The following is a 25,883-nucleotide window of genomic DNA, read 5'->3' on the forward strand; positions in this document are numbered from 1 at the left end:
GCCGGTGGTTCGTCGAGGTGAATGTGGTGGCGGAGCAGGGAAAGGATCGGTTCTCCGCCGATCGTTAACAAGTACTAACTTATTCACACACAACTATTCGTGCATATATGTAGGGATTGATGCCGCACATTCCTGTGTTGGGGTTGTTGGCCGATTTGCCCCGAGAAGTCTGCGCAGTGCGGTTGGGGTGTGGCCGAGGTGTTCGCGCACGGTCCGGCACAGGTGCGCCTGGTCGGAAAAGCCGAGGTCCGCGGCGAGCACGGCCAGGCGGGACTCACCTCGTTCCAGCCGGTCCAGCGCGCGGCCGACGCGAACCCTGTTGCGGTAGCGGGTCAGCGACACCCCGAGCTCGCGGGTGAACGCCCGGCTCAGCCGGTACGGCGAGACACCGAGCAGCTCCGCGAGTCCGATCAGGCCCGCCGCGGCCGGGTGGTCGTCGCCGATCACACCGCGCGCCCTCGCCACCAGCGCCCTGTCTCCCGTGCCGTCCGGGACCGTCGTCGTGACGACCTGCCCCACGACCTCCGCCACCAGACCTGCCACGTCCTCGGCCACGTCGTCCGCGGTGCGGGTGGCGGCCAGGAGCCGCCGGTGGGCGAGGTCGAGCCTGCCGTCCACGTACAGCGACGACCGGGCCAGGCGCGGTGCCTCACCGGCCACGGCGTGCCACAGGCGGGGCGTCAGGCCGATCGACGTGCACACGTCGCCACCGGCGGGATGGGCGAAGTGCTCCTCCTCGCCGGGCAGGCCGAGGTAGCCGACGGTGCGGTCGAGGTCCGCGACTTCACCGCGGGCGCGCCGCCGGAACCCGCCGCGCTGCACGAGCACCAGCCGCACGTCCTCCCTCGGCTGTTCGCCCTTCCAACCGCGGTGGTCGTCCAGGCAGTCCACGACGGACACGCTGAACTCCGGACGCGCTGCGAGGTCGACGAAGGAGAGCACGTTTCCAGGCTAGGCCGGGGGTCTGACAATTTTCGGCGCAAGGATCTTCAAGACCCGCGGGCGGCCACGGCGCAGGCTGGAGCGGAGCACAACCTCGTAAGGAGCAGACATGCCCGCATTGGCCCAGCTCACCACGATCGTCCTCGACTGCGCGGACCCCGGACCGCTGGCCGAGTTCTACCGCGCTGTCACGGGGTGGGAGGTGACCTCCAGCGGTGAGGAGTACGCCTACCTGGGCTCGGACGGCGTCCAGCTCGCCCTCGTCCGCGTCCCCGACTACCGGCCGCCCTCGTGGCCGGGCCCCGACAAGCAGGCCCACCTCGACTTCCAGGTCGCCGACATCGACCTCGCGGTCAAGCAACTGCTGGAGCTCGGTGCCACCAAGCCGGACTTCCAGCCGGGCGGGGACGAGTGGACGGTGCTCGCCGACCCGCAGGGCCACCTCCTGTGCCTGGCCGCGTGATGGCGTCGATCATCAGGGAAGTCGTGATCGAGTCGAGCGCGGACGACGTGTGGAAGGTGGTCGGCGACTTCGCCACGGGTCCCTCGCGCATGGCACCGGGGTTCGTGGTCGACACCGTCGTCGAGGGCGACCGCCGGACCGTCACCTTCGGCAACGGCTCGGTGGCCGTGGAGCGGTTCGTCAGCCTCGACGACGACGCGCGCCGCCTCGCCTACTCGGTCGTCGGCGGCACCGTCGAACCGGAGCACGACAACGCGGTCTTCCAGGTCGTGGCCGACGGTGAACGGCGGTGCCGCGTGGTGTGGACGCGCGACGTGCTGCCGGAGGAGCTCGCTGCCCCGATCGCCGACGCGATGTCGCGCGGTCTGAGCGTCGTCAAGCAGACCCTGGACCGCTGAGCCAAGCCGATCGCGAGCCCGCGGCGGGTCATGCCGGCGTCGCCGCGAGGACGGGCGAGAAGCTGTAGTGCTCCACCGGGAAACGGCTCGCGGCCCGGTGCGCGCTGATCGTCGACGTCGGCCGCAGCAGGGTCGCTTCGCCGTGCTGGTTGAAGTAGTAGCTGCGCGCGGTGGCGCACTGCCCGAGCGAGAACACCGAGTTCTCCGCGACCCTCGTGCGCATGCGGCCGAGGAACTCGTCGTTGGCCCGCTGGGTGATCTCGAAGATCGAGGCGTCGCGGGAACGCATGGCGGTGAACAGCCGCCGGATGTGCTTCATCTGGCACTCGATGGTCGTGAAGTACGACAGACCGCTGTAGGAGTACGGACTGTTGAGCGACAGGTAGTTCGGGAACCCCGGCACGGTCACGCCCTCGTAGGCCTGGAACCTGTTCTGCCGCCACCACGCGCCGAGGTCCCTGCCGTCGCGGCCGAGGACCTCGAACGCGGGGAAGTTGGTGTCCCACAGGTTGAATCCCGTGGCCAGCACGAGAACGTCGATGTCGGTGCGGCCGTCGGCGGTGACCACGCCGGTGGCGTCGATCCGTTCGATGGCAGAGGTTTCGAGGTGCACGCGCGGTCGCGTGAACGTGCGGAAGTAGTCGTTGGAGAACGTGGGCCGCTTGCAGCCGAACGAGTAGTCCGGCGTGAGCTTGCGGCGCAGCCCCGGATCGCGGACCTGGCGGTGCAGATGCCTGCGGCACCACCACTCCGCGAGCCGGTTCGCGACGCGCAGCTGCTTGTAGTGCACGACTCCCGAGATCATCATCAGTTCGAGGAGCGAACTGCCCAGCCACCGCACGGCCCGTTGCACGAAAGGCAGGCGCGCGAACAGCTTCCGCACCGCCGGCGGGATCGGGTAGTCGGGTTTCGGGCTGACCCAGATCGGTGTGCGCTGGTACACCGTCAGCGCCGACGCGGTCTTCGCGAGTTCGGGGATCAGCTGCACGGCGGTGGCGCCGGTGCCGATGATCGCCACCCGCTTGCCCGTCAGGTCGGCGGGTTCCCAGGCGGCGGTGTGGATCACCTGGCCCTGGAACGACTCGATGCCCTCGATGTCGGGAGTCTTCGGCATCGACAGGAAGCCGGTGGCGGTGACCAGGTAGCGCGCGGTGAAGGTCTCGCCGTCGGTGACGACCTCCCAGTGGTCGTCCTTCCAGGTCGCGCCGGTGACGACCGTGCCGAACCGCATGAACCGCCGCAGGTCGTACTTGCGCGCCACGTGCCCGGCGTACCGCTTGAGCTCCTCGCCCGGCGCGAACAGCCGTGACCAGTGCGGGTTCGGCTCGAACGAGTAGGAGTACGTCGAGGACGGGATGTCCACGGCCAGCCCCGGATAGCGGTTGACGTGCCAGGTGCCGCCGAGGTCGTCCTCCCGCTCCAGGATCAGCAGGTTCTCGAACCCGAGCCGCCTGAGCTCGATCGCCGCGCCCATGCCGCCGAACCCGGCGCCGACGACGATCGCGTCGTGCTGCGGAGCCATCCCAGACCTCCTCCTGCGGAATCGCATGTCAGTTCCGGAACCGTATGTCAGTTCTCGGGTGATCACAAGAGTCCGCAGGTCATAGACTTGGCCCCATGACGTCCAGTGCCGAACCCGTCAGCCGCGCCGAGCGCAAGAAGCAGGAGCTGCGCCGCGAGATCATCGACGCGGCGTTCGACTGCTTCGCCGAACGCGGCTACCACGCCACCGGAATCGCCGACGTCGCCGCGCGGCTCGGCATCGGGCACGGCACGTTCTACCGGTACTTCCAGAACAAGCGGGACATCGTCGACCACGTCGTCGACGACCTGGTCGCCCGCATCACCGGCGCGCTCACGGCGGAGAACGCGCCGGACGCGGTGTCGACGCTCGCCGAGTACCGCGAGCAGTCCGCGCGCATCGGCGAGGCGCTGGGCCGCATCTTCGGCGAGGACCCCCGCGTGCCCCGCCTGCTGCTGTTCGAGGCGCCCGGCATCGACAGGGCGATGTCCGAACGGATCCTCGACCTGTTCGACCTGGCCGCCGCGCTCACCGCCGCCTACCTCTCGCACGGCGTCGAGCTGGGCTACCTGCGCGCGGACCTCGACGTCGACAACACCGCCAGGGCCATCAACGGCATGATCCTCGGCACGGCGATCTCGTCGCTGCGCACGCCGGAGGCCCAGGCGGCGCAGAGCGAGGCGCTGCGCCGCGTGATGTACGACGGCATCGCCGCACGCCCCTAGGCGAGCCAGGCCCGCGCGGCCACGACCAGCGCGTCGACCCCGGTGGACAGCGTCGGCTCGATGTCCGGCGCGAACTCGGGGGAGTGGTTCATCGCGACGGGCTGACCGGGTTCGCGCGTGCTGAAGTCGGTGCCGCCGAAGAACCAGAACACCGTCGGCACTCCCGCCGCCGTGCCGAACACGCCGACGTCCTCGCTGGCGTTGACCACGGCGCCCGGGATCAGGTTGTGCTTCCCGAAGTGCTCGGCGAAGACCTCCACCGTCCTCGCGGTCGCGTCCGGATCGGACACGAGCACGGGAGTGCCGTCGTACCAGTCGAACTCGGGCTCGCGCGGCGCCCCGGACGCGGCGGACTCGGCGCGGACGATCCGTTCGACGGCGCCGCGGACGATGCCCCGGACGTGCTCGTCGAACGACCGGATGTTGATCCCGATCTCGGCCGTCTCGGGGATCACGTTCTCCTTCGTGCCGGCCTGCAACCGTCCAACGGTGACGACGGCACGGTCGCTGGGCGCGATCTCGCGCGCGACGATCCCCTGCAACCGCACCACGGTGTGCGCGGCCATCAGCACCGGATCGACGGCCGTCTCGGGAGCCGATCCGTGGCCGCCGCGCCCGAACAACGTGACGCGAACGGAGTCGGAGGCCGCCATCACCGGGCCGCTGCCGTGCGCGATCATCCCGGCGGGCAACGGGCTGACGTGCTGCGCCAGCACGACTTCCGGCTTGCCGAACCGGTCGAACAGCCCGTCCTCGACCATGTTCCGCGCGCCGCAGCCCAGTTCCTCCGCCGGCTGGAAGACCACGAGCAGCGTGCCCGACCACTCCGCACGGGTCCGCGCGAGCTCCGCGGCCGCCCCGACCAGGCACGTGGCGTGCATGTCGTGCCCGCACGCGTGCGCCACCGGCACGTCCTCACCGTCGGCGTTGGTCGCACGGACGACCGACGCGTAGGGCAAGCCGGTCTTCTCCTGCACGGGCAACGCGTCGATGTCCGCCCTGAGCATGACGAGCGGGCCGTCCCCGTTGCGCAGCACTCCGGCGACACCGGTGCCGCCGATCCCGGTTGTGACGTCGAAACCCAAGGGGCGCAAGGCATCGGCGAGCACACCCGCCGTGCGGAACTCCTGCAGCGACAGTTCGGGGTGGCGGTGCAGGTCGCGGTAGAGCTCGTGCAGGTCGGTCATGGCCAGATCCTGACGACTGCGGACCGGCAACGCAAAAGGCCCCGACCGGCGAACCGGTCGGGGCCCTCTCACATCAGGTCGATCAGCCGATCAGACGCGTGCCACCCCAGCCCCAGCCGCGCTCGGTGCCGACCCACTCACCGGACTCGCCGGTCTGGACCCACGCGTACTCCATCAGGACGCCGTCGGTCCGGATGATCGTGAAGTGGTCGGCGTCGCCGCCCGCGATCAGTCGGATCCAGCGCCTGTCGCCACCCTCGTGGAACTCCTGCAGGCCGGTCGAGCCGTTGACCCACCAGGAGAGGGAGTTCAGGGCGTCACCCTTGATCTCGATGAACAGGTACGGGTCGAGACCCGTGATGCTCTTCGTGCCGCCCCAGCCCCAGCCCTTGATGACCTTGGAGAGGACGTTCGAGCCGTCGAACGTCCAGTAGGCCAGTTCGCCCTGGTTGTTGATCTCGATGAACTGGTTGCCGCTGACACCCGTGATCAGGCGGGCGTTGTTCCAGCCCCAGCCGACGACGTTCTCGGAGTAGGCACCGCCGTTCCACGTCCACTTGGACAGGCGGCCGTCGCCCTTGATCTCGAGGAACGTCTGCTCGTCGAGGGTTGTGATGGTGCGGGTGCCACCCCAGCCCCAGCCGCGGACCTGCTTGGCGTAGGACGAGCCCGAACGCTCCCAGTGGACGAGCTCACCCGCCCCGTTGATCTCGAGGAAGGACTGGCCGTTGGTCGTGGCGGTGGACATGCTCCGCTCACGCTCAACGCCCTTGAACGTCTTGTCCCCCTGCGCGAGGCTCGGGTTCGCAGTGACGACGGTGACCATCGCCGCGATGCCGAGCACAGCTGCCATTGCGCGCTTGAAACGCATGATTCGACTGCCCCCATAAACATTCAGTCGTGTACTAGACGCAGGCCATCTTGGCCTGACAACGCGCAGGTCACAACACATTTGTGTGCTATGTGAAACGTAGGTGACGCCGAGAGCGATGGAAGAGGTGCGAGGGAGTCTGTGCAGCACTGGACACACGCGTGCAGACGGGCTTTGAGGCGCGTGAGTGGGGCGAGAAGTGGGCGAGACGAATCCGAACAGGCTTCCCCATGTACATCAACCGGGCTCGAACTCAATTCTCTGATCAAGTGCCCTCGGCTGAGCTTCCGTCATCCGGCCAGGTGATGTCCGCGCAAGGACCTGACGCTGGATATCGTGTTCGGCGATCGGTGGAGCCTGATGATGGGCGGACGGTGGCGACTTCACAGCTTCGCCGCTATCGGTGTGACCGACACCACAAATGTTACTCACCGTATCTCGAGGGTCACGCTCGTTAGACCGGTCGGTCGATTGTTCTGAAGAGAACGCTGGTTGAAGCTGGCTGTCGCTATGGGGGATGTGTTCGACTTGGGGGGCTTTGATGCGCCACAGACCGGCGCGCGTTTTTGGCATGCGTGCATTCGCACTTGTCCTGGCTGTGTCAGCTGCGTCCATCGCACCAGTGGCGAACGCCGCTCCGGCGCCGAACGAGTTGCCGGACGGGGCGTCTGCCTTGGCGGCGGCGCGGAAGTTCGACAAGCCGGTGAAGGTTTCCGGGCTCACGACGGAAGCGTCGGAGACGGTGGCGAACCCGAACGGCACGATGACGTTCGCCCAGACGCTCAGGCCGGAGCGGGCCAAACGTGGTGGCAAGTGGGTGCCTGTTGATACCAAGTTGCGCAAGCATGCGGATGGCCTGATCCGCCCCGAGGCGACCTTGGTGGACCTCAGGCTCGCCGGAAAGGGCGAGGGCACGCCGCTTGCGGTGGTGGCCAAGGACGGCCTGGAGGTCGGCTTGAGCTGGCCCGAGGCGTTGCCGGAGCCGGTGGTCGACGGTGCAACGACGCGGTACTCGGAAGTGTGGCCCGGCGTTGACCTGAAGGTCATCGCGTCCGCTACCGGGTTCGGCCAGGTGCTGGTGGTGAAGACCTCCGAGGCGGCGAAGTCGGAGAAGTTGCGCAAGATCACTTACGGCTCGCACGTCAAGGGAGGAGTGCTGAGCCAGATCGATGGTTTGCTGCAGGTGAAGGACGGCAACGGACAAGTCCGGTTCACCGGTGACGCCTCACAGATGTGGGATGCGACCGGACGCTCGGCAAAGATGGGTGTCGAGGTCGCAGGCGACACGATCTCCGTCCTGCCCGATGAGGCGTTCCTGGCGTCGCCTGAGACGAAGTTCCCGGTGTCGATTGATCCGAGCTACAGGTGGGCCGGCTACAAGAATCACCACGCGGTGGCACAGGAATTGGCCCCGGATGCGCCGAACTACGACCGTACCGACGGCGAGCTGGGGGATCTCAAAGCGGGCTGGCATCCCAAGACTGGTTTCTCGGTCTCCTACGTCGAGATGGACATCGCGCCGATGGTCGGTAAGAAGATCCACTCGGCGAAGCTTGCGATTAAGGTGATCAACTCCGCGAACTGCGACCTGGTCGAACCGACTGCCGCGTGGCACACCGGGCCGATCGGTCCGGGCACCACGTGGCGCACCGGACCCCAGTGGTACACCAAGCAGTCGACTACCAACAAGAAGAACAACCCCAACTTCTGTCCCACTGACGGGCTGACCGAGTTCGACGTGCGGGGACAGATGCAGTACCAGGTCGACAACGGGTACACGAGCATGACCGTTGGACTGTCAAGCGACAACTACGCGGTGAACGACACGGCGTGGCGCCGGTTCGATCTCAACCCCGTGCTGCGTGTGGAATTCAACTCGTACCCGCTCCCGGCATCTGATCGCAGCCTGGAGCGCGGCCTGTTGCCCTGCCGCGAAGGCGGGGCGGCCAACCTGGTCTACGTGCCGACCAGGACGCCCCGCATGCGCGCCAAGCTGCAGGACCCGGATGGCGGTTCGTTGTGGTCATACTTCCAGCTTTACAAGTGGGTCGACCGAGTACCCCAGCGGATCGCGGCTTACCAGAACCAGGACACGCCGTCAGGATCCTATTCGGAGGCTGAGGTACAGCCAGGCACCATCACCCAAGACGGTCACTACTTCTGGACCGTGAGCACCGGTGATGGTGAGCTCGAGACCGTGGCCGGAGGACTGGGAACTTCGTGCGAGTTCATCGTCGACACGGTCAATCCGGTTGTTCCGCAACTGAGTTCGGTCGAGTATCCCTCGTCGCAGCCTGGTGGCGGTGTCGGCGTGACCGGCACGTTCGAGCTGGACTCGGTGAAGTCTGCGAGCGGCGACGTGGCGAAGTTCATCTACTCGTTCACCTCGGACGGGAGTGACTCCCTCAACAAGGAGATGCCTGTCAACTCCGATGGACGAGCGACGATCCGCTGGACGCCGAAAACGGCGGGCCCGCAGACGCTGTTCGTCAAGACTGTGGATCGCGCGGGCCGCCTGTCCGACCTTCAACGCTACGGGTTCATCGTGCTGGCCGGTGGGCATCCCGTCGCGCACTGGCCGCTGGACGGCACGCTGACTGACACCAACGGTGGCAACGCGTTGATGCCGGGTGGCAACCCAAACCTCGCCGCCACCGGTTACGTGGGCAAGGGGGTGGGGTTGAACGGCACGCAGGACTACTTCACCGGTGGCGCGGTGGACACCTCGAAAAACTTCACGTTGTCAGCATGGGCGAAGGCGGACAACGGTGGTTTCGACCGCACTGTTCTGTCTACTGTGGATTCATCTGTGCTCAGCTCGAGTCTGTACTACGACCAGGGGACCAAGCGCTGGACTTTCGGCATGACGGCCGCGGGTAACAAGGCCGACCTCAAGGTGGTGCGCGCAAAGGGTGAGGCGCCGATCGGTGTCTGGACTCACCTCACTGGCACCTACGAAGCCACCACCAAGACGCTCACTCTTCACGTCGATGGCCTGAAGCAGGGTGAGGTCGCGGGAGTAGAAGGCTGGCAGGCTTCGCAGTTGCTGGTGGGGCGGCACCGTTGGAACGGCCAGGACGCCGGCGGTTTCGTCGGCACGATCGACGAGATCAAGATGTACAACCGGACGCTGAATGACTCTGAGATCAAAGTGCTGGCCAGGCAGGCAGGAATTCGCGCCCACTACAAGATCGGTGAGGCCGCTGGTACCTCGACCAAGGACGAGGTAACGGGCAGGAACGCCATTCTCGCTGGCAAGACCACTTGGGAGCAGGGCGGCAACTACACGTCGCTGCTCCTCAACGGACCTGACGCGGACGGCAATCCGCAGGATCTCGAGGCATATGTGTCGACTCCGAGCCCTGGAATCCGCACGGACCGTTCCTACACGGTGTCCGCTTGGGCCAGGCTGGATCTGGAGGCGCACGAGGACAAGCCCAGGACAATCGTGAGCCTGGTGCAGAACGGCGCCTCGCAGTTCGATCTCCGCTACAGCGGCGCATCGAAGAAGTGGGAGTTCGTGATGGGCGGCACCACTGTGGAGACTGCCTACCGTGCGGGTCTGAAGAAGTGGGTCTATCTGACTGCCGTGCACGACACGACGGACTCCGAGATGCGGCTGTACCTCAACGGTGTGTACATCACCAGGGCGCCGTTCACCGGCGGGTCAGCGTCGACGGAGTCCACTTTGGAAATGGGCAGGCTCACCCCTACCACCGCCGCGGGCGCGTTCTGGAAGGGCGGCATCGACGACGTGCGGGTCTACGCCGGTGCGCTGTCGGACGAAGAGATCCTGGCCCAGGCAGTTCGCAGCTGATCCAGTACCTCCGCCTAACAGAGGAAATTCATGCGTGCTCACGCGACGTGGTCACGCGCACTAGCCCTGTCGCTGGGCTGGGTCATGATCGCTGGTGTCGTCACTCCGACTCCGGCGCTTGCCCAGCCCACGGGCAGAGACGTGCGCAAACCCGACACCCAGACCGAGAAGAACGTCCCTGGCGTGCCCGCGAAGTTGCGGCAGGCCAACCAGATCACGGCGACCAACGAGCCTGTCGCGAAGGTCGGCTGGCCCGTGCCGAGCAAGTCGGACGTCGCCTCCTCTGGCGACTTCCGGCAGGCGGGCATTTCCCCGATCAAGGTGAGCAAGACGGATGCGACCCCGGTGCGGGTCGAGACCTTCAGCCAGGACACGTCGGCGAAGGTCGGCGTGGCCGGTGTGGTGCTGAAGGTGTCCGACAAGGCGGGTAAGTCGCCCGGCAAGACTTCGGTTCAGCTCGACTACGCCGGCTTCGACAACGCCTACGGCGGCGACTACGGCTCGCGGCTAAGGCTAGTGCAGCTGCCGGAGTGCGCTCTGTCCACACCGGACAAGGCAGAGTGCAGGACCCGGACACCATTGGCGTCACGCAACGACGTCAAAGCCAAGAGGCTGACCGCAACGGACGTCACTGCCACCTCGGGGCCGATGGTGTTGGCGGCCGAGCCTGCCGCGGGTGGTGCGGGTGGTTCGTTCCAGGCGACCACTCTGTCTCCTGCGGGCAGCTGGTCAGCAGGTGGTTCGAGCGGTGACTTCACCTACAACTACCCGATCAAACTACCGGGTTCTGTCGGTGGAAATGCACCACAAGTGGCGCTGGGCTACTCGTCCAGTGGTGTCGACGGGCGCACCAGTGCGACGAACAACCAGGCGTCATCCGTCGGTGACGGGTGGGATCTCAGCGCGGGCGGGTTCATCGAGCGTCGGTACAAGGGCTGCGGCGAGGATGTGAACACCACGATCGGCCAGCAGAAAACGGCCGACCTGTGCTGGGCGACGGACAACGCCACGATCCAGCTCGCCGGCATCTCCTCGGAACTGGTGAACATCCCCGGCACGAACCAGTGGCGGGCCAAGAACGACGACGGTTCCATGATCGAGCGCCTCAACCGCGCGCCGGTGGCGGGCGGCGACGACAACGGCGAGTTCTGGAAGGTCACGACGCCGAACGGCACCCAGTACTTCCTGGGCTCCCGTGAAGCCGAGTCGACGTGGACCGTGCCGGTGTTCGGCAACCACCCCGGTGAGCCGTGCTGGGTGCAGGGCAAGCCGTTCAAAGAGCTGTCGTGCCGCCAGGCATGGCGGTGGAACGTCGACTACGTGGTGGATCCCAGGGGCAACGTCACCCGGTTCTACTACCAGACCGAGAAGAACCGGTACGGCCGCAACCTGGACGCTGCCGACGGCGTGCAGTACGACCGTGCCGGACGACTGCACCGGATCGACTACGGCCTGCACAGCTCGGATGAGAACGCGCCGGCACCGGGACGGGTCCAGCTCCACTACTCGGAGCGGTGCGTTCCGTCGAGTGGTTTCGACTGCAACCCGAGCAAGTTGAACAAGGACAACGCGAAGCAGTGGCCGGATGTGCCGTTCGACCAGATCTGCGCGCCTGGTGCGAGGTGCGAGAATCAGTACTCACCGACGTTCTTCTCCCAGCTGCGGCTGACGAAGATCAGCACTCACGTGCGCAGGGAGAACGTCGCGGCGGAGTGGCGCGATGTCGATCAGTGGGAGCTGGGCCAGAGCTTCCCTCCGTCCAACGACGGTCTCGACCCGGCGCTGTGGCTGGACAGCATCAAGCACACCGGCCTGGTGGGTGAGTCGAAGTCGTTGCCGGCGACGAAATTCGAGCGCATCACGCTGGCGAACCGGGTGGATGGCGACGAGTACCCGCCACTGTTGCGCGGGCGGATCAAGCGTGTCCAGCACGAGGCAGGTGGCATCACCGAGGTCGAGTACACCGACAAGGACTGCGTTCCCGGTCAGCGCATGCCCACCAAGGAGAATGCGCACCTCAACACGCTGCGGTGCTTCCCGTCGTACTGGACTCCGGAAGGCGCCCTGAAGCCGCAGCTGCACTGGTTCCACAAGTACGTGGTGCGCGCGGTGATCGCGGACGACCGCGTTCGTGAGCTCAGCGAGCAGACCAAGGTCTACTACGAGTACGAGAGCATCGCGAACGCTCCGCTGTGGCACTACGACGAGAACGACTTCGCCGACGCGACTTACCGGACGTGGTCGCAGTGGCGCGGCTACAACAAGGTCCGCACGATCTCCGGTGACGTCAACGAGCCGGATCGGCCGGTGACCGAAAAGATCTACTTGCGCGGCATGGACGGCGACACGGAGCCGGACGGCAAGCGCGATGCTTGGGTCGAGTACGACGGTGAGCGGATCGAGGACGTCGAGCGTCTCAAGGGCTTCGAGTGGAAGACGATCGTCAGGAACGGCAACGCGGTGCACTCGAAGGCCACGAGCGAACCGTGGATGTCACCGCCCACCGCGCTCAACGGTGACGACAGGGCGTTGCTGCTCAACACCAAAACCGTGACGACCGCGAACCACCTCGGTGCTGACCGGTGGCGGACCAAACGGGCGAGCACGACGTTCGATGATGTTCACGGCCGCGCCCTCACCGTCCAGGACGAGGGTGACGTCGACGTCACCGGTGACGAACGGTGCACGATCACCACCTATGTGGCCAATGAGGCCGCGTGGATGTGGAACTACGCCAGCCGGATCCTCACCTATGCCGCGAAATGTGACGCTGCCGCAACGGATGACAACACCATCAGTGACACGGTTTCCGCCTACGACGGCAAGTCGTTCGGTGAGGCGCCGACCAAGGGCCTCGTGACTACCGCGTCGCGGTGGAACGGCGAGCGTACGAGCCCGCGTCTGTACCAAGCCGTCACGACAACCGAGTACGACATCTACGGCCGGGTCAAGAAGACGACTGACCCCGGACTCGGCGAGACCACCACGGTGAGCGAACCCGCGTTCGGCTTCCCGGTGCGCAAGGTGACCACCACCAACGCCAAGGGCCACGTCTCGATCGTCGAGTACGATCCTGCGCTCGGACTGCCGATCGCCCAGATCGGCGCCAACGGTGAACGGACCGACGCGAAGTACGACGCGCTCGGCCGGCTGACCCACACCTGGTTGCCGCACCGCGAGCGTGATCTGAGCGCCAGCGCGATGTACGAGTACGTCTACGACGAATCAACCGCGACCGTCGTGGAGGTCTCGAAGTCGTTGCGCGAGCGGGACGAGGGGTACAACGTCTCGTACAAGATCTTCGACGGCCTGCTGCGCCCCCGGCAGACCCAGACTCCAGACGGCGAGCAGAAGGCCGGGGAGCTCGGACGGGTCATCACCGACACGTTCTACGACTCGCGCGCTCTGGTCACCAAGACCAACAACGCGTTCTTCAACAACCAGCCACCGGACGGCAAGTTGTTCGTGGTGCTGGACGTGCAGGTGCCGAACCAGGAGTTCACCAAGTACGACAAGCTGTCCCGCCCGGCCAGTGTGTCGTACCACAAGTTCGGCACGCCGCAGTGGAGCACGACCACTGTCTACGCGGGCGACCGTGTCCATGTGACGCCGCCGCCGGGGCAGATCCCGACAACCGTCGTAACCGACGCACACGGCCGCGAGATCGAACGGCTCCAACACGACGGCCTCGGTGCCGACAGCACGAAGTCGAAGTACAACTTCAAGGGCCAGTTGGAGGAGGTCACCGATCCCTCAGGCAACAAATGGTCATACGAGTACGACCTGCTGGGCCGCAAGTGGAAGGAAACCGACCCGGACCGCGGTACGACCACTGTCGAGTACAACAATCTCGACCAGGTTGTGAAGACGACCGACAGCGAAGGCCGGTCGATGTCGTTCAAGTACGACCAGCTCGGACGCAAGACCCAGATGCTCTCCGGCGGGACGAAGCTTGCGGAGTGGACGTACGACGGACAGAAGAAGGGGCTGCTCGATTCGGCCACCCGGTTCTCCGGAGGACAGGCGTACGTCCAGCGGATCACCCAGTACGACGACTACAGCCGCATCCTCCAGTCCGAGGTCGAGATCCCTGCGTCCGAAGGGGCCCTGGGCGGCCGGACCTACAGGTTCGAGCGCGACTACACGCCGGTCAGCGGTGCACTCCTCTTCACGCAGTCGCCAGCCGCTGGTGGGTTGGCTGTGGAAAGGGTTTCCACCGCCTACAACGACCAAGGCGCGCCGATCAAGACGGGCGGCCTGAACACCTATGTGAACGAGCACATCTACTCGAAGTTCGGTGAGACGCTTCGCCTGACCCTCGGTGCCGACCAGAGCCCCGACCAGCTGTGGCTGACGAACTACTTCGAGGAGGGCAGCCGCCGACTCGAACAGTCCATCGTGGACCGCTCGCGAGACACCGACTACCGGATCTCCAACCGGAAGTACTCTTACGACACCGGTGGGAACGTCACGAGGATCGCGGACGAGCCGAGCAACAAGTCGGCGTGGGACACCCAGTGCTTCCGCTACGACAACCTGCGCAGGCTGACCAAGGCGTTCACGCCCAGCTCCGGTGACTGCGCCACGACTGCTGTCGGTGGTGTGGACCCATACCAGCAGGAGTACCAGTACGACAAGATCGGCAACCGGACGCTGGAGCGCACGACCACGGCATCGGGCGTGGCCAGCCGCAAGTACAACTACGATCCGGCGAACCAGCCGCACGTGGTCCGCTCGATCGACGAGACCGGCCCGTCCGGCACCGCTCGCGACGAGTTCGGCTACGACAAGACGGGCAACACCCGCACTCGCAAGGTCGCGGGCAACACCCAGACGATCGCTTACGACGTCGAGGGCCGCACCGCCAAGGTGGTGGAAGCTTCCGGCAAGGAGTCGTCGTACCTGTACGACGCCGATGGCGGTCGCCTGATCAAGCGAGAGCAGGGCCGCACGACGCTCTATCTGCCCGAGGGCATGGAGTTGGTCAAGGATGATGCGACCAACCAGGTGTCCGGCAAGCGGTACTACGCGCACGGCGGCACCGTGGTGGCGGTCCGGCACTCGAACGGCCGGCTGTCCTACGAGGTCAGTGACCACCAGGGCACGCCGACGCTCTCGGTCAAGGCCGGGGACCTGACGTACCAGCGTCAGTACTTCGACCCGTTCGGCAAAGCACGTGGCCCGAACGGCGGCGCGTGGCCCGATGACAAGGGTTTTGTCGGCGGTACCCGTGACACCTCGGGCCTGACTCACCTTGGTGCTCGTGAATACGACCCGGCGACCGGCCGGTTCCTGTCGGATGACCCGATCATGAACACGGCGAACCCGCAGCAGGTCAACGGTTACTCGTACAGCAACAACAACCCGGTGACGTTCAGCGACCCGACAGGCATGTACCTGGAGGGTGGTGTCGAGAACGGCCAAAGCTACGGGATCGACAAAGAACGCAACATCATCGTCGGCAACTGGCCCGGCGGCGATGAGGCGTCTGCGGCGGCCTATCCGACGGCGACGAACAAGCGTCGCAAGGCTCACGCCGCTCACAACGCGCAGCAGCAGGCTCGTTATGACGCTGCCGGTGGCAAGGACAAGTACGAGGAGTATCTGCGCGAGGCGAACAACTCGCAGTCGTGGTGGGACGTCGTCGTCGCGGAGCTTCCTGAGTTGTTGATGGACCTCACGGGCATCAACGACGTCAAGAACTGCTTCACGCAGTTCGACATCCTGGCGTGCGTCAGCCTGGTGCCGTGGGCGAAGGCGTTCAAGCTGGTGCAGGCCGGGGAGCGGATCGCCAAGGCGATCATGAAGGCCAACCGGATCATCGACAAGATCAAGGACTCGTGGGCTCGGCTTCGGAAGATTGAGGACAAGGCCGAGGAGGTCGCTGAGACTGCGACCGCGTGTCTGGTCAACAGTTTTGTGCCAGGTACGCGGGTGTTGATGGCCGACGGCTCGTCGAAACCGATCGAGCAGATAAAACTAGGCGACAAGCTTCTTGCCACAGATCCGGAGACCGGTGAAAGCCGGGAGCAGGACGTGGTGCGGACCATCGTCGGTGACGGCTCCAAGAATCTCGTGGAACTGACCGTCGACGGTCAGGCCGAGAAGATCGTCGCCACCGACGGGCATCGGTTCTGGTTGCCGGAGCTCAAGGAGTGGGTGCGAGCGGACAAGCTCGTCGCCGGTGTCTGGCTGCAAACCTCTGCCGGCACCTGGGTGCAGGTCGTTCAGGTACGGCAGCGGACTGCTCAACAGCGCGTTCACAATCTGACGGTCAACGGTGCCCACACCTACCATGTGCTTGCAGGCAGCACAGCGGTCCTTTCCCACAACTGCGGCACCTCGATCGGGCCGGTAGACCATCTCGCACTCGGCCGAGACAAGTACGACGTGACAGGTTTCGCGGAGCACGTCGAGGCACGGCACCTCATGGGTAACGTCGACGGTTGGCGTCAGGAGGTGTCCAAAGCGGTCCAGCGCACGGCAAATGGTGAAGGCCGCATTTCGTTCATGCTCGATGGTCTGCCAGGTGCGGGGCAGGGGCCGCAGGTTGCACTCAAGCGGGCCAGGGAAGCTGCGGCCGCGAACAATGGTAGTCTGATGCCCACGCAGTGGGAGCTGATCCAGGTGGCGGATGCTGGATTGATGGATTTTGTTCAGTTCTTCAGGCACAACAAGCGTCTTGGTACTTGGGGGCCGGTGTGAAGCGCTTTCCTGCGGGGTTCGATCTCCGCGACGGGCGATCATTTTCTTTGATCGACTATCGGCATGGTCATGGCTACGTGCTCTTGCGCGGGTTCCCTGAAATCGATGACGACCTTCCAGGCGGAGCTTCCTTGCGGGTCCTGGATGTGCTCTTCTCTGGTGTCATCAGGCTGTCCTGCTGGAAGGACGCCGGCGAGCTCCACCTCAGGGAAGCGACTGTCGCTCAGCGGACTGGGATCGAAGCCAGGGTTGGCGGATTCCGCGCTGGGCAGAGAGTGTTCCTGCTCAGGTCGGACTCGCTTGAAGAGTACATTGTCTCCTATGGCATTCAATGGGCGGAGTTCGAATTGCCTGGCGGTGCTCAGAGTCCTCTCGTCTCCGAGGATCCTGAATACCGAAAGGCGTATCCTCCGACTGCAGGAGTGATCTGTACCGCTTAGCTTAGGTCATCTCGTTACTGGGGTTGCACCGGAAAGGCTGGACCCTTTCACCTGAAACCTGCGGCCCGGACACGATCAAGGTGCCCGGCCCGCAGAGCGATGGAGAGGGTGCGCGGAAGTCCGCGCGGCCCCCGCTCAGACGTCGGCCAGCACCTGCGTGGCGTGGCGTTCCGCGGCTTCGAGTCCGATGAGGATCTGCGAGGCGCGGGCCAGGTGAGCAGGGTCACCGGTCTTTCCCGCCGCCGTCACGAGGTCGGCTACTTCGGTCCACAACGGAGCGATCTCGGCGTACAGCCGGTGCCCGAGGCGGATGTCGTCGTCACCGGTGATCTCGGCGGCCTCGGCGAGGAAGTCGCGGTACAGCGCGCGGAACAGCGAGCCGCCGGTGCCGCCGCGTTCCATCAGCGTCGCGGCGAGCGGCAGATCGTGGGCCGGCTCGCGGGAGCGGTCGAGCCACTTCGTCACCTGCCGGGCCGCCTTGCCGATGCCGCGGTGGCCGAGGTTCGCGATGGGCGGGTTGAGGAAGGCACGCGCGTTGCCGGCAATCGCTTTCCGGACGGCGTCGCGCAGATCGACCTCCACGGCGCCGGAGATCGTGAACGAGAGGTTGCGGGCGGTCATCGGCCCTCGTTCGCCGCGCGCCCGTGCCAGGCTCTCCAGCGTGGTCGTCACGGCGCCGCCCTGCTGTGCGGTGTCGATCAGGTGGGCGTGGGTGTCGTCGTAGCCGCGCATCGCGACGAAGTGGCCCCCGAAGTGCACTTTCGTGCCGAAGTACTCCAGGTGGTAGCAGTCCAGCTGGAGCCCGACCGGCCGTCCTTCGGCGAGCGCGGTGGTCACGTTCTGCCAGGCCTTGCGGGGTGAAGTGGTCTCCTGGACGTGCAGCGTCAGGCCCAGCCGGTCCGCGGCGGTCCGGGTGAGCGCCATCGGTTTGACGCGACCGCCGAGGAACGGGAAGTCCATGTTCTTCGCGTCCCAGTAGACGAAGCCCAGCCCCTCGCCGAGGCCGAACAACATCGGCTCGGAGCGTTCGAGACCCTCGTGGCGCAGCAGGGCGCCGAGCGTGGTGGTCTCGCAGTGCAGGCCGCCGGGGAACGCGACGTTCTCGATGATCACGCGGTCCATGCTCGACCCTCTCACGGTGTGAGGGTCAACTTCTGGGAGATCGGATGCAACGTTGGAGGCCACTTCTCCATTAGGGGTGCGAAATCGAGGTCGAGCGACGATCGGGAGTGGCCGGTGGAGTTTGCTGAGTACGTGGCGAGGCAGCGTCCCGCGCTGATGCGGTTCGCCATGGTCCTGACCTGCCGGACGTGGCTGGCCGAGGACCTGGTGAGCGACGTGTTGGGCCGGGCGTTCGAGCGCTGGGAACGGATCTCGGTGATGGAGGAGCCGAACGCCTACGTGCGGCGGATGATCGTCAACGAGTACCTGTCCTGGCGCAGGATGCTGAGCCGCACGTTCCCGCGCGCCGAGGTCGAGCCGTCGGTGATCTCCGACGGCGCGGACGAGCGGGCCGAGCGGGACGCGATGATCAACCGCCTCGCCGGCCTGCCGAAGAAGCAACGCGCGGCCGTGGTCCTGCGCTACTACGCGGGCCTGTCCGACAGGGAGATCGCCACGCAGTTGGGGTGCCGGGAGCCGACAGTGCGCAGCCAGATCCACCGGGCGCTCACCGTTCTGCGCATCGACCTCACGGCCACCGCACCCAACTTCCAGGAGACCTCATGAGCGACCTTCGCACCCTCCACGACGCCTTCGCAGAGTTGGAACGACGCGTCGACGCCGCAACCGCGGGCGTGGCACCGGTCGTGCGCCCGCGGCGAGCAGTGCGGCTGGTCCCCGTGATGGCCACCGTAGTCGCGGTGGCGGCCCTGTTCGCGGGCGCGGTGTGGCTCGTACCGGGCAACTCCAGCACGCCCGCCGGCCCACCGACCCCGGCACCGGCCACGACCACGGCGCGCAACCCGGTCCCCGCCACACCGGACGACCTGATCGCCCGGTTCAAGGTGGTGCTCGGCGACACCGCGACGGTCGAGGTGACCCAGAAGCACACCTTCTCAGGAGCGCCCGCGTCCTCGGGGAACAACGCGCCACCCGGTGGAGGAGTGGTCCTCGTCCCCGAGACAGTGAACCCGAACTACCCCAGCTACGCGCTCGTCGGCGGGACTCTGACCTCGGCAGGCATCAAGGGGAGCTTCGGCCTCCTGATGTACCCCGGCCACGACTCCGAGCCCCGCAATTGGTGCAGGAACGCCAAGCCGGCGGACTGTGTCGTCAGCACACTGCCCGACGGCTCCCGGCTGGCGGCCGAGACCGCGCGGCCGGATCAGGGCGCGGTGTCGTACATGGTGTGCATCAAGCGGCCCGACGGGACGATGATCCGGTTGCAGATCAGCAACCAGGAGGACCCCGCGGGCGCGGTGATCGGCACGCCGGGCGGCCTGTTCTACGCGTCGCAGCCGCCGCTGACCCTCGAGCAGCTGAAGGCGATCGTCACCTCCGACAAGTGGTGACGATGATGGCCGGCCACCTCGGTGGCCGGCCATTCGCCGAAATGCAGAAAAGCAGGCAGAGACGAATCTCTACCTGCTTCTCTGGAGTACGCCGCCAGGGACTCGAACCCCGGACCCGCTGATCAAGAGTCCTCGGGTGGGGCCCGTTGGGGGTGCCGGTTGATGTCGGTGGGTGCCGTTTCCGCACTTCGAGGTCAAGCAGCGCCGGGTGTCCCTGTCTCGTCATGTCGCCTTGTGTCGCAACAGGTCGGGGATCTCGGGCGCGGCTCGGGCTCCCGAGGCACCGCTTCGGGGGCCTGCACGATGTCGAGCGGACAGGTGAGTGGCGGCGTCGTAGTCGTCGGAGCCGACCTGGACGCTCACGAGAGGTCGAAGGGGGAGGGGGAGTGGTTCTCCCAGATCTGGCGGGATGCCTGTTCTGGGTAGGGCAGAGTCTTGGACTCGGTGTCCAGGACACGGGTGAGGTGCTCGCCAGGCCGGTGTGCGGACCAGCCCGCGTCGCCGGTGGTGACGAAGCGGACCCACGTTTCCCGGAGTTCGCGGGAGAGCGCGACGGCGTCGGGAGTGGGCTCCTCGCCGATGAGTTGGGTGCCGACGGGGCTGTCCAGCGTGCCGAACGCCAAGGGCATGTCGAGGCTGTGGCAGGCGCCCAGGATGCCGCCGAGGGCTGGGGCGGTCCAGCACAGTTCGAACAGGTACGAGGTGCCCCCGGCTGCGGCGTTCGCCTCGGCCAGCTGCTGTGACGGCATGCGGAAGAGGGCGTCGGAGTACACCGCCTCGACCAGTTCCTCCGGGCCTGCCTGCGGGAACGCGGCGCGGTAGGCCCGCGCGCCGTCCGGCTGCGGGGCGAGCAGTTCCAAGGCTGCGTGGGCATCCTCCTCGGTGAAGGTGCCATGCCGTCCGCTCATGACGCTGAAGTACCGGAATTCGTCCTGGGCGTGGCCGACGAGCAGTTCGGTCCCGCTCGCACGCCCGCCGGTCAGCGCGGGCCATGGTGTTTCCGGGAAGACCTCTCCGTCGACGACGGGGCACAGCGCGGCGCCGGTCTCCGTGAGGCGTCCCCAGCTCTCCCGGTACGCGTGGAGGCCGGCGTTGAAAGAGGTGAGCTCCGCGGCCAGGTGCCACGGGTCGATGTCGCGCAAGGCCTCGACGGTGGGGCCCGCCGCGCCGACCCGGTCCGCGAACACGGCGGTGACCTGCCGTGCCAGCGCGGGGGTGCTGTACAGCCCCGGCACCGAATGGGCGATGGCCCGCCGGAACAGACCGCGCGCGGACTTCATCGTCAGCAGGGCGGCGACCGAGCCCGCACCGGCCGACACCCCGCCCACGGTGACCCGGCCGGGATCGCCACCAAAGGCAGCGATGTTGCGCTGCACCCACTCCAGCGCTGCGATCTGGTCGAGGAATCCGCGGTTGGGTGGCGCGTCGTCGAGGAATGCGAATCCCTCCGCACCCACGCGGCAGTTGATGGTCACCACGACGATTCCCGACTCGGCCAGCGCTGCCGGGTCGAACATCGGGTCGCTCGACGCCGCCGAGAGGTAGCCGCCCACGGGAATCCACACCAGCACCGGCAGTCCCGCCGCGCCGGGATCCGGAGTGCCGATGTTGAGCGTCAGCCAGTCGGTTCCCTGCGGGGCCACGGCGATCGGCAGGGACAGCGGCACCACGGGGCCGAACTCGACCGCCTGCCTGGTCCCCTCCCAGTGGTGCGGCGGCGCCGGCGCGGCGAAGCGGAGCGCCCCGACCGGGGGCTGGGCGTAGGGAATGCCGCGGAACACCGTGTGCCCCTGCCGCCGGCGCCCCTGCACCACGCCTTCCGTAGTCCGTGCTTTCGGCTCTTCGGTCATGTCGATTCCCTCCCTCGATCGAACCACCAGGGTTATAGGTCAGGTGTATTATGTCAACTGTATTGGATAATTCTCGGGTGCGAGGGAGAGGGCTGGCGATGCCGAAACAGGTGGATCACCGCGGACGCCGCGAAGCGATTGCTCGCGCACTGTGGCGCGTGGTGGAGCGGCGCGGCGTCACACAGCTGACGATGCGCGTGGTGGCGCAGGAGGCAGGCATGTCACTCGGGCAGCTGCAGCACTACTTCGCCTCCCGGACCGCCATGCTCTCCTTCGCCATGGATCTCGCGTCCGAGCAGACCTCGATGCGCATACAGCAGGGCCTCGATCAGCTCGGTGACCGCCCGCACCCCCGTGCCGTGCTGCGACTGACGCTCGCCGAAATGCTCCCCCTGCACGCCGACGCCCGCGCGACCAGTCGGATGAGCGCCGCCTACGTCCTGGAGGCGCTGCACGACGAAGCCGTGCACGAGCAGGCGCGCCGCGGCCTCGTCGAAGGGCGGGCCCTCGTCGAGCAGTTGGTCCGCCAGGCGATCGCCGACGGGCACATCGACTCCAGCTACGAGCCGGCGACTGAGACCAATCTGCTTCTCGCCCTCACCGGCTTCACCTCCTTGATCGAACTCGACGTGATCGAGCCCCAGGACGCGCTCGCGGCGATCGACGTGCACTTGGACCGGCTGTTCAGCTGCACGTGACCTGCCCCAGGGCGGACGGATGGGCAGGATCAGCTCTGATCCGGCGGCATTCGAGCGTGACGTCCTGCTGCCCGAGGTCAAGGTCGTGTTGTGCTGGGCACGACCTTCTTGCCGGAGCACCAAGCACCCGATCACGCGCACCTGAGCTACTACGGCGGGTTGGACGCGAGACCTCGTCCACGGACTTACCCGACTCGCCGGCCTCTTGCGTCGCGGGCGATCAAAATCGGGTCGCGCGGTGCTGTGGCGGCCGCCTCGGATCGCCTGTGCGTGCCACGCCGCCGACTCGCAGGCCTTAACCCCAGGGATGTCTCGGGCTCGCAAACCATGATCCAGAACCACGAAAGGGAGAATTCGGATGCGCACCCGAAAAGCAAAGAAGCAGGTAGAGACGAATCTCTACCTGCTTCTCTGGAGTACGCCGCCAGGGACTCGAACCCCGGACCCGCTGATTAAGAGTCAGCTGCTCTAACCAACTGAGCTAGCGGCGCTTGTTTGTGTGCCGGTCACTTGCCGTTCCGACGTGGAGAACGTTAGCACACGCCGAACGCGCGCTCCCAATCGGCTGGTCAGCACCGGTTTTGGTGCATCGGGAGCGTAACGATCCGGCCACTCGCGCAACTTCGGACCACCTCCTGTCGTCCCCTGATCGGGGGACGCTGAAACGACTTCGTGCAGGCAGTCTCGGGAGTGGCGACAAGAGATCGGAAGTACGTCGATGGGGATGTGGGGCAGGCGCGGTCGTGGGGTGGTCGCAGCGGGAATCGCTGTGATGCTGATCGCAGGCTGTTCAGGTGGAGGCGAGGGGGCCAAGGGCGCTGCGGGTGAGTCGTCGGCTGCTCCTCCGCCGCCGAAGCCCGTCACTCTGACGCTGGCGTTGAACAACGGCGCGGCGGACGTGTCGCCCGGCCTGCCCGTCATCGCGACGGCGGCGGACGGGAAGCTGACCGAGGTCAAGCTGACCAACCCAGAGGGCAAGGTCGTCGAGGGGAAGATGAACCCCGAGTCGACGCAGTGGACCAACACCGAGCCGCTCGGGTACGCGAAGACCTACAAGCTGGTGGCCACGGCGACCGGCGAGGACGGCAAGCCGCAGACCAAGGAGTCGTCCTTCACCACGGTGAAGCCGCGCACGCTCACGTACGTGTCGACGAACCCGCAGGACGGCACCACGATCGGCGTGGGTCAGCCGCTCGCCTTCTACTTCGACGAGCCGGTGGCCGACAAGGTCGCGGCCGAGAAGATGCTGGAGATCACCACCGAGCCCAAGGTCGAGGGCGCCTTCTACTGGTTCAACAAGAAGGAGGTGCACTGGCGTCCGGAGAAGTTCTGGAAGCCGGGCACCAAGATCACCATGCACATCAAGGTCTACGGCAAGCACGTCGGTGACGGCATCTACGGCCAGGAAGACCGCACGATCACCACGACGGTCGGCGACGAGGTCATCTACGAGGCGGACGGCCAGACCCACCAGGTCAACGTCAAGGTCAACGGCCAGGTCGTGCGGACCATGCCGACCTCGATGGGCAACGCGGCCAACACCACCCCCACCGGCACGTACGTGCTGATGGAGAAGCACGACCGCATGATCATGGACTCGACCACGTACGGCTTGGCGCTGGAGAACGGCGGCTACAAGACGCCGGTCAGCTGGGCGTACCGCATGTCGAACAGCGGCATCTTCTTCCACCAGGCCGAGTGGTCCATCGGTGACCAGGGCCGCCGCAACGTGAGCCACGGCTGCCTCAACCTCTCGCCGGAGAACGCCAAGTGGGTGTTCGACACCAGCAAGCAGGGCGACGTGGTCGTCGTCACCAACTCGGGCGGCCCGCCGCTGGAGCCGTGGGACGGCTTCGGCGACTGGCAGGTGCCGTGGAACCAGTGGGTGCAGGGCAACCGCTGACGTGCCCTGCGGCAGGCAGGCGGGCGGTCGTCGCTCGCCTGCCCGGTTCCGTTCCACGGTCAGCGTCAGCAGCTTTCACTCCGTGCCGTGGTCCGCGTGCAGGCAGCCTCTGCGACGAAGTGAGTTTGACGCACGTCCACGTGCCGCCTGGACACTCTCAGGACACCGTGACCCGGCCGCCCTCCACGGTCAGGTGGCGGTTCACCCGCACCGCCTCCAGCATCCGCCGGTCGTGCGTCACCAGCAGCAACGTGCCGGGGTAGTTGTCCAGCGCCGACTCCAGCTGTTCGATCGCCGGCAGGTCGAGGTGGTTCGTCGGCTCGTCGAGCACCAGCAGGTTCACCCCGCGGCCCTGCAGCAACGCCAGCGCGGCCCGCGTCCGTTCGCCCGGCGACAGGGAAGAAGCGGTCCGCAGCACGTGTGCCGCCTTGAGGCCGAACTTCGCCAGCAACGTCCGCACGTCGGCCGGGTTCATCTCCGGCACGGCCTCCTGGAACGCGTCCACCAGCGGCAGGTCGCCGAGGAACAGGCCGCGGGCCTGGTCGACCTCGCCGACCACGACGCCGGAGCCCAGGGTCGCGTAGCCCGACGCCAGTTCTGCCCTTCCGAGCAGTGCCGCGAGCAACGTCGACTTGCCCGCGCCGTTCGCGCCGGTGATCGCGACGCGGTCCGCCCAGTCGATCTGCAGGTCCACCGGGCCGAGCGTGAACTCCCCGCGTGACACGACCGCCGCGCGCAGGGAGGCCACCACGGCGCCGGAACGCGGGGCGGAGGCGATCTCCATCCGCAGCTCCCACTCCTTGCGGGGCTCCTCGACGACGTCCAGGCGTTCGATCATGCGGTCGGTCTGGCGGGCCTTCGAGGCCTGCTTCTCGGTGGCGTCGGCGCGGAACTTGCGGGCGTTCTTGTCGTTGTCGCCCGCCTTGCGCCGCGCGTTCTTCACGCCCTTCTCCATCCACGACCGCTGCATGCGGGCGCGGGCCTCCAGCGAGGCCTTGGTGTCGGCGTACTCCTCGTAGTCGTCCCGTGCGTGCTGGCGGGCACGCGCGCGCTCTTCGAGGTACGACTCGTAGCCGCCGCCGTACAACCGCACCTGGTTCTGGTGCAGGTCGAGCTCCAGCACGCTCGTCACCGTGCGGGCGAGGAACTCGCGGTCGTGCGACACCAGGACCGTGCCGGCGCGCAGTCCTGTGACGAACTTCTCCAACCGCTCCAGGCCGTCGAGGTCGAGGTCGTTGGTGGGTTCGTCGAGCAGGAAGATGTCGTACCGGCTCAGCAGCAACGACGCCATGCCCGCCCGTGCGGCCTGACCACCGGACAGCGAGGTCATCAACGCGTCCAGGCCCACGGTCAGCCCGAGGTCGTCGACGACCTCCAACGACCGTTCCTCCAGGTCGGCACCGCCCAGGGCGAGCCACTGGTCCAACGCCTCGGAGTAGCCCTCGTCGTTGCCCGCCGTCAGCGCCTCGGTGGCCACGTCCAGCGCCGTCTGAGCCGCGGCGACACCGGTGCGGCGGGCCAGGAACTCCCGCACGGTCTCGCCCTCGAGACGCTCCGGCTCCTGGGCGAGGTGGCCGACGTTCGCCGAGGGCGGGTTCAGCGAGACGCGCCCTGACTCGGCGGGGATGAGGCCGGCCAGCGTGCGGAGCAGCGTCGACTTGCCCGCGCCGTTCACGCCGACGAGGCCGATCACGTCACCGGGAGCGACCACGAGGTCGAGGCCGGAGAACAGGACTCGGTCACCGTGACCTGCGGCGAGATCCTTGGCGACGAGCGTGGTCATAAGAGGGCGCTCCGGCAGGAATGGGAGGGGGGTCCGGGGGCTTGCCCCCGGCGTGGGGTCTGGGGG

Annotated in this window: 16 protein-coding genes and 1 tRNA gene; 9 read left to right on the top strand and 8 right to left on the bottom strand. The window is 66.7% G+C overall.

Going from position 1 to position 25,883, the window contains the following annotated elements; all coding sequences use genetic code 11:
* Nucleotides 1-93: 93 nt before the first annotated feature.
* Nucleotides 94-942, bottom strand: coding sequence for a helix-turn-helix transcriptional regulator (locus AOM45_RS17100; RefSeq protein WP_030468303.1), 849 nt, complete (start codon nucleotides 940-942; stop codon nucleotides 94-96).
* A gap of 109 nt (nucleotides 943-1,051) precedes the next feature.
* On the opposite strand from AOM45_RS17100, the gene AOM45_RS17105 reads away from it, so the two are divergent.
* Together AOM45_RS17105 and AOM45_RS17110 are read left to right on the top strand one after the other, a co-directional pair.
* Complete coding sequence (locus AOM45_RS17105; RefSeq protein ID WP_030468302.1) at nucleotides 1,052-1,405, top strand: VOC family protein; 354 nt, start codon at nucleotides 1,052-1,054, stop codon at nucleotides 1,403-1,405.
* A complete protein-coding gene (locus tag AOM45_RS17110; RefSeq protein ID WP_030468301.1) occupies nucleotides 1,405-1,803 on the top strand; it encodes an SRPBCC family protein in 399 nt (132 codons plus the stop codon). The genes AOM45_RS17105 and AOM45_RS17110 overlap by 1 nt, the downstream gene beginning before the upstream one ends.
* A 28-nt stretch (nucleotides 1,804-1,831) precedes the next feature.
* On the opposite strand, the gene AOM45_RS17115 is transcribed toward AOM45_RS17110, so the two are convergent.
* Nucleotides 1,832-3,325 (bottom strand): flavin-containing monooxygenase, encoded by a 1,494-nt coding sequence (locus AOM45_RS17115; protein ID WP_030468300.1) that lies wholly within the window; start codon nucleotides 3,323-3,325, stop codon nucleotides 1,832-1,834.
* A 95-nt stretch (nucleotides 3,326-3,420) separates the two neighbouring features.
* Here AOM45_RS17115 and AOM45_RS17120 point away from each other — a divergent pair, with 95 nt between their 5' ends.
* Nucleotides 3,421-4,050 (top strand): TetR/AcrR family transcriptional regulator, encoded by a 630-nt coding sequence (locus tag AOM45_RS17120; protein ID WP_030468299.1) that lies wholly within the window; start codon nucleotides 3,421-3,423, stop codon nucleotides 4,048-4,050.
* Here AOM45_RS17120 and AOM45_RS17125 read toward each other — a convergent pair.
* Nucleotides 4,047-5,237 carry an amidohydrolase gene (locus tag AOM45_RS17125; RefSeq protein WP_051783592.1) on the bottom strand — a complete coding sequence of 397 codons (1,191 nt, stop codon included), beginning with the start codon at nucleotides 5,235-5,237 and terminating at the stop codon, nucleotides 4,047-4,049. The genes AOM45_RS17120 and AOM45_RS17125 overlap by 4 nt on opposite strands.
* 82 nt (nucleotides 5,238-5,319) lie before the next feature.
* Nucleotides 5,320-6,108, bottom strand: a complete 789-nt coding sequence (locus AOM45_RS17130; RefSeq protein WP_156093873.1) for a hypothetical protein — start codon at nucleotides 6,106-6,108, stop codon at nucleotides 5,320-5,322.
* Nucleotides 6,109-6,730: 622 nt separating this feature from the next.
* On the opposite strand from AOM45_RS17130, the gene AOM45_RS17135 reads away from it, so the two are divergent.
* Complete coding sequence (locus AOM45_RS17135) at nucleotides 6,731-9,925, top strand: LamG-like jellyroll fold domain-containing protein (RefSeq protein ID WP_030468296.1); 3,195 nt, start codon at nucleotides 6,731-6,733, stop codon at nucleotides 9,923-9,925.
* Between the two features lie 30 nt (nucleotides 9,926-9,955).
* Entirely contained in the window at nucleotides 9,956-16,630 is a 6,675-nt protein-coding gene (locus AOM45_RS17140; RefSeq protein ID WP_081902189.1) for an RHS repeat-associated core domain-containing protein, read from the top strand.
* Between the two features lie 575 nt (nucleotides 16,631-17,205).
* Here the strand turns inward: AOM45_RS17140 and AOM45_RS17150 are convergent.
* Nucleotides 17,206-18,192, bottom strand: a complete 987-nt coding sequence (locus tag AOM45_RS17150; protein ID WP_236703718.1) for a BtrH N-terminal domain-containing protein — start codon at nucleotides 18,190-18,192, stop codon at nucleotides 17,206-17,208.
* A gap of 114 nt (nucleotides 18,193-18,306) precedes the next feature.
* Here AOM45_RS17150 and AOM45_RS17155 point away from each other — a divergent pair, with 114 nt between their 5' ends.
* Nucleotides 18,307-18,798 carry a SigE family RNA polymerase sigma factor gene (locus AOM45_RS17155; protein ID WP_030468292.1) on the top strand — a complete coding sequence of 164 codons (492 nt, stop codon included), beginning with the start codon at nucleotides 18,307-18,309 and terminating at the stop codon, nucleotides 18,796-18,798.
* Nucleotides 18,795-19,583 (top strand): hypothetical protein, encoded by a 789-nt coding sequence (locus tag AOM45_RS17160; protein ID WP_030468291.1) that lies wholly within the window; start codon nucleotides 18,795-18,797, stop codon nucleotides 19,581-19,583. The genes AOM45_RS17155 and AOM45_RS17160 overlap by 4 nt, the downstream gene beginning before the upstream one ends.
* Nucleotides 19,584-19,942: 359 nt before the next feature.
* Here the strand turns inward: AOM45_RS17160 and AOM45_RS17165 are convergent, their stop codons facing one another.
* Nucleotides 19,943-21,433, bottom strand: a complete 1,491-nt coding sequence (locus tag AOM45_RS17165; RefSeq protein ID WP_030468290.1) for a carboxylesterase/lipase family protein — start codon at nucleotides 21,431-21,433, stop codon at nucleotides 19,943-19,945.
* Between the two features lie 98 nt (nucleotides 21,434-21,531).
* Here AOM45_RS17165 and AOM45_RS17170 point away from each other — a divergent pair, with 98 nt between their 5' ends.
* Nucleotides 21,532-22,131, top strand: coding sequence for a TetR/AcrR family transcriptional regulator (locus AOM45_RS17170; RefSeq protein ID WP_030468289.1), 600 nt, complete (start codon nucleotides 21,532-21,534; stop codon nucleotides 22,129-22,131).
* Between the two features lie 417 nt (nucleotides 22,132-22,548).
* Here AOM45_RS17170 and AOM45_RS17175 read toward each other — a convergent pair.
* Nucleotides 22,549-22,622: transfer RNA gene (locus AOM45_RS17175), tRNA-Lys, on the bottom strand.
* A gap of 281 nt (nucleotides 22,623-22,903) precedes the next feature.
* On the opposite strand from AOM45_RS17175, the gene AOM45_RS17180 reads away from it, so the two are divergent.
* Nucleotides 22,904-24,034, top strand: coding sequence for a L,D-transpeptidase (locus AOM45_RS17180; RefSeq protein WP_236703733.1), 1,131 nt, complete (start codon nucleotides 22,904-22,906; stop codon nucleotides 24,032-24,034).
* Between the two features lie 157 nt (nucleotides 24,035-24,191).
* Here AOM45_RS17180 and AOM45_RS17185 read toward each other — a convergent pair whose 3' ends face one another.
* Nucleotides 24,192-25,817: an ABC-F family ATP-binding cassette domain-containing protein gene (locus AOM45_RS17185; RefSeq protein ID WP_030468287.1), complete on the bottom strand. Its 1,626-nt coding sequence runs from the start codon at nucleotides 25,815-25,817 to the stop codon at nucleotides 24,192-24,194.
* Nucleotides 25,818-25,883 lie beyond the last annotated feature (66 nt).

This window comes from Lentzea aerocolonigenes, from assembly GCF_000974445.1.
Classification (GTDB): Bacteria; Actinomycetota; Actinomycetes; order Mycobacteriales; family Pseudonocardiaceae; genus Lentzea; species Lentzea aerocolonigenes.

What these genes read in the sequence shown, in the direction of transcription:
- AOM45_RS17130 (WP_156093873.1), bottom strand. Translation starts at nt 6,108, where the DNA reads ATGCGTTTCAAGCGCGCAATGGCAGCTGTGCTCGGCATCGCGGCGATG.
- AOM45_RS17170 (WP_030468289.1), top strand. Translation starts at nt 21,532, where the DNA reads ATGCCGAAACAGGTGGATCACCGCGGACGCCGCGAAGCGATTGCTCGC.
- AOM45_RS17180 (WP_236703733.1), top strand. Translation starts at nt 22,904, where the DNA reads ATGCTGATCGCAGGCTGTTCAGGTGGAGGCGAGGGGGCCAAGGGCGCT.
- AOM45_RS17160 (WP_030468291.1), top strand. Translation starts at nt 18,795, where the DNA reads ATGAGCGACCTTCGCACCCTCCACGACGCCTTCGCAGAGTTGGAACGA.
- AOM45_RS17105 (WP_030468302.1), top strand. Translation starts at nt 1,052, where the DNA reads ATGCCCGCATTGGCCCAGCTCACCACGATCGTCCTCGACTGCGCGGAC.
- AOM45_RS17140 (WP_081902189.1), top strand. Translation starts at nt 9,956, where the DNA reads ATGCGTGCTCACGCGACGTGGTCACGCGCACTAGCCCTGTCGCTGGGC.
- AOM45_RS17115 (WP_030468300.1), bottom strand. Translation starts at nt 3,325, where the DNA reads ATGGCTCCGCAGCACGACGCGATCGTCGTCGGCGCCGGGTTCGGCGGC.
- AOM45_RS17165 (WP_030468290.1), bottom strand. Translation starts at nt 21,433, where the DNA reads ATGACCGAAGAGCCGAAAGCACGGACTACGGAAGGCGTGGTGCAGGGG.
- AOM45_RS17125 (WP_051783592.1), bottom strand. Translation starts at nt 5,237, where the DNA reads ATGACCGACCTGCACGAGCTCTACCGCGACCTGCACCGCCACCCCGAA.
- AOM45_RS17150 (WP_236703718.1), bottom strand. Translation starts at nt 18,192, where the DNA reads ATGGACCGCGTGATCATCGAGAACGTCGCGTTCCCCGGCGGCCTGCAC.
- AOM45_RS17185 (WP_030468287.1), bottom strand. Translation starts at nt 25,817, where the DNA reads ATGACCACGCTCGTCGCCAAGGATCTCGCCGCAGGTCACGGTGACCGA.
- AOM45_RS17120 (WP_030468299.1), top strand. Translation starts at nt 3,421, where the DNA reads ATGACGTCCAGTGCCGAACCCGTCAGCCGCGCCGAGCGCAAGAAGCAG.
- AOM45_RS17110 (WP_030468301.1), top strand. Translation starts at nt 1,405, where the DNA reads ATGGCGTCGATCATCAGGGAAGTCGTGATCGAGTCGAGCGCGGACGAC.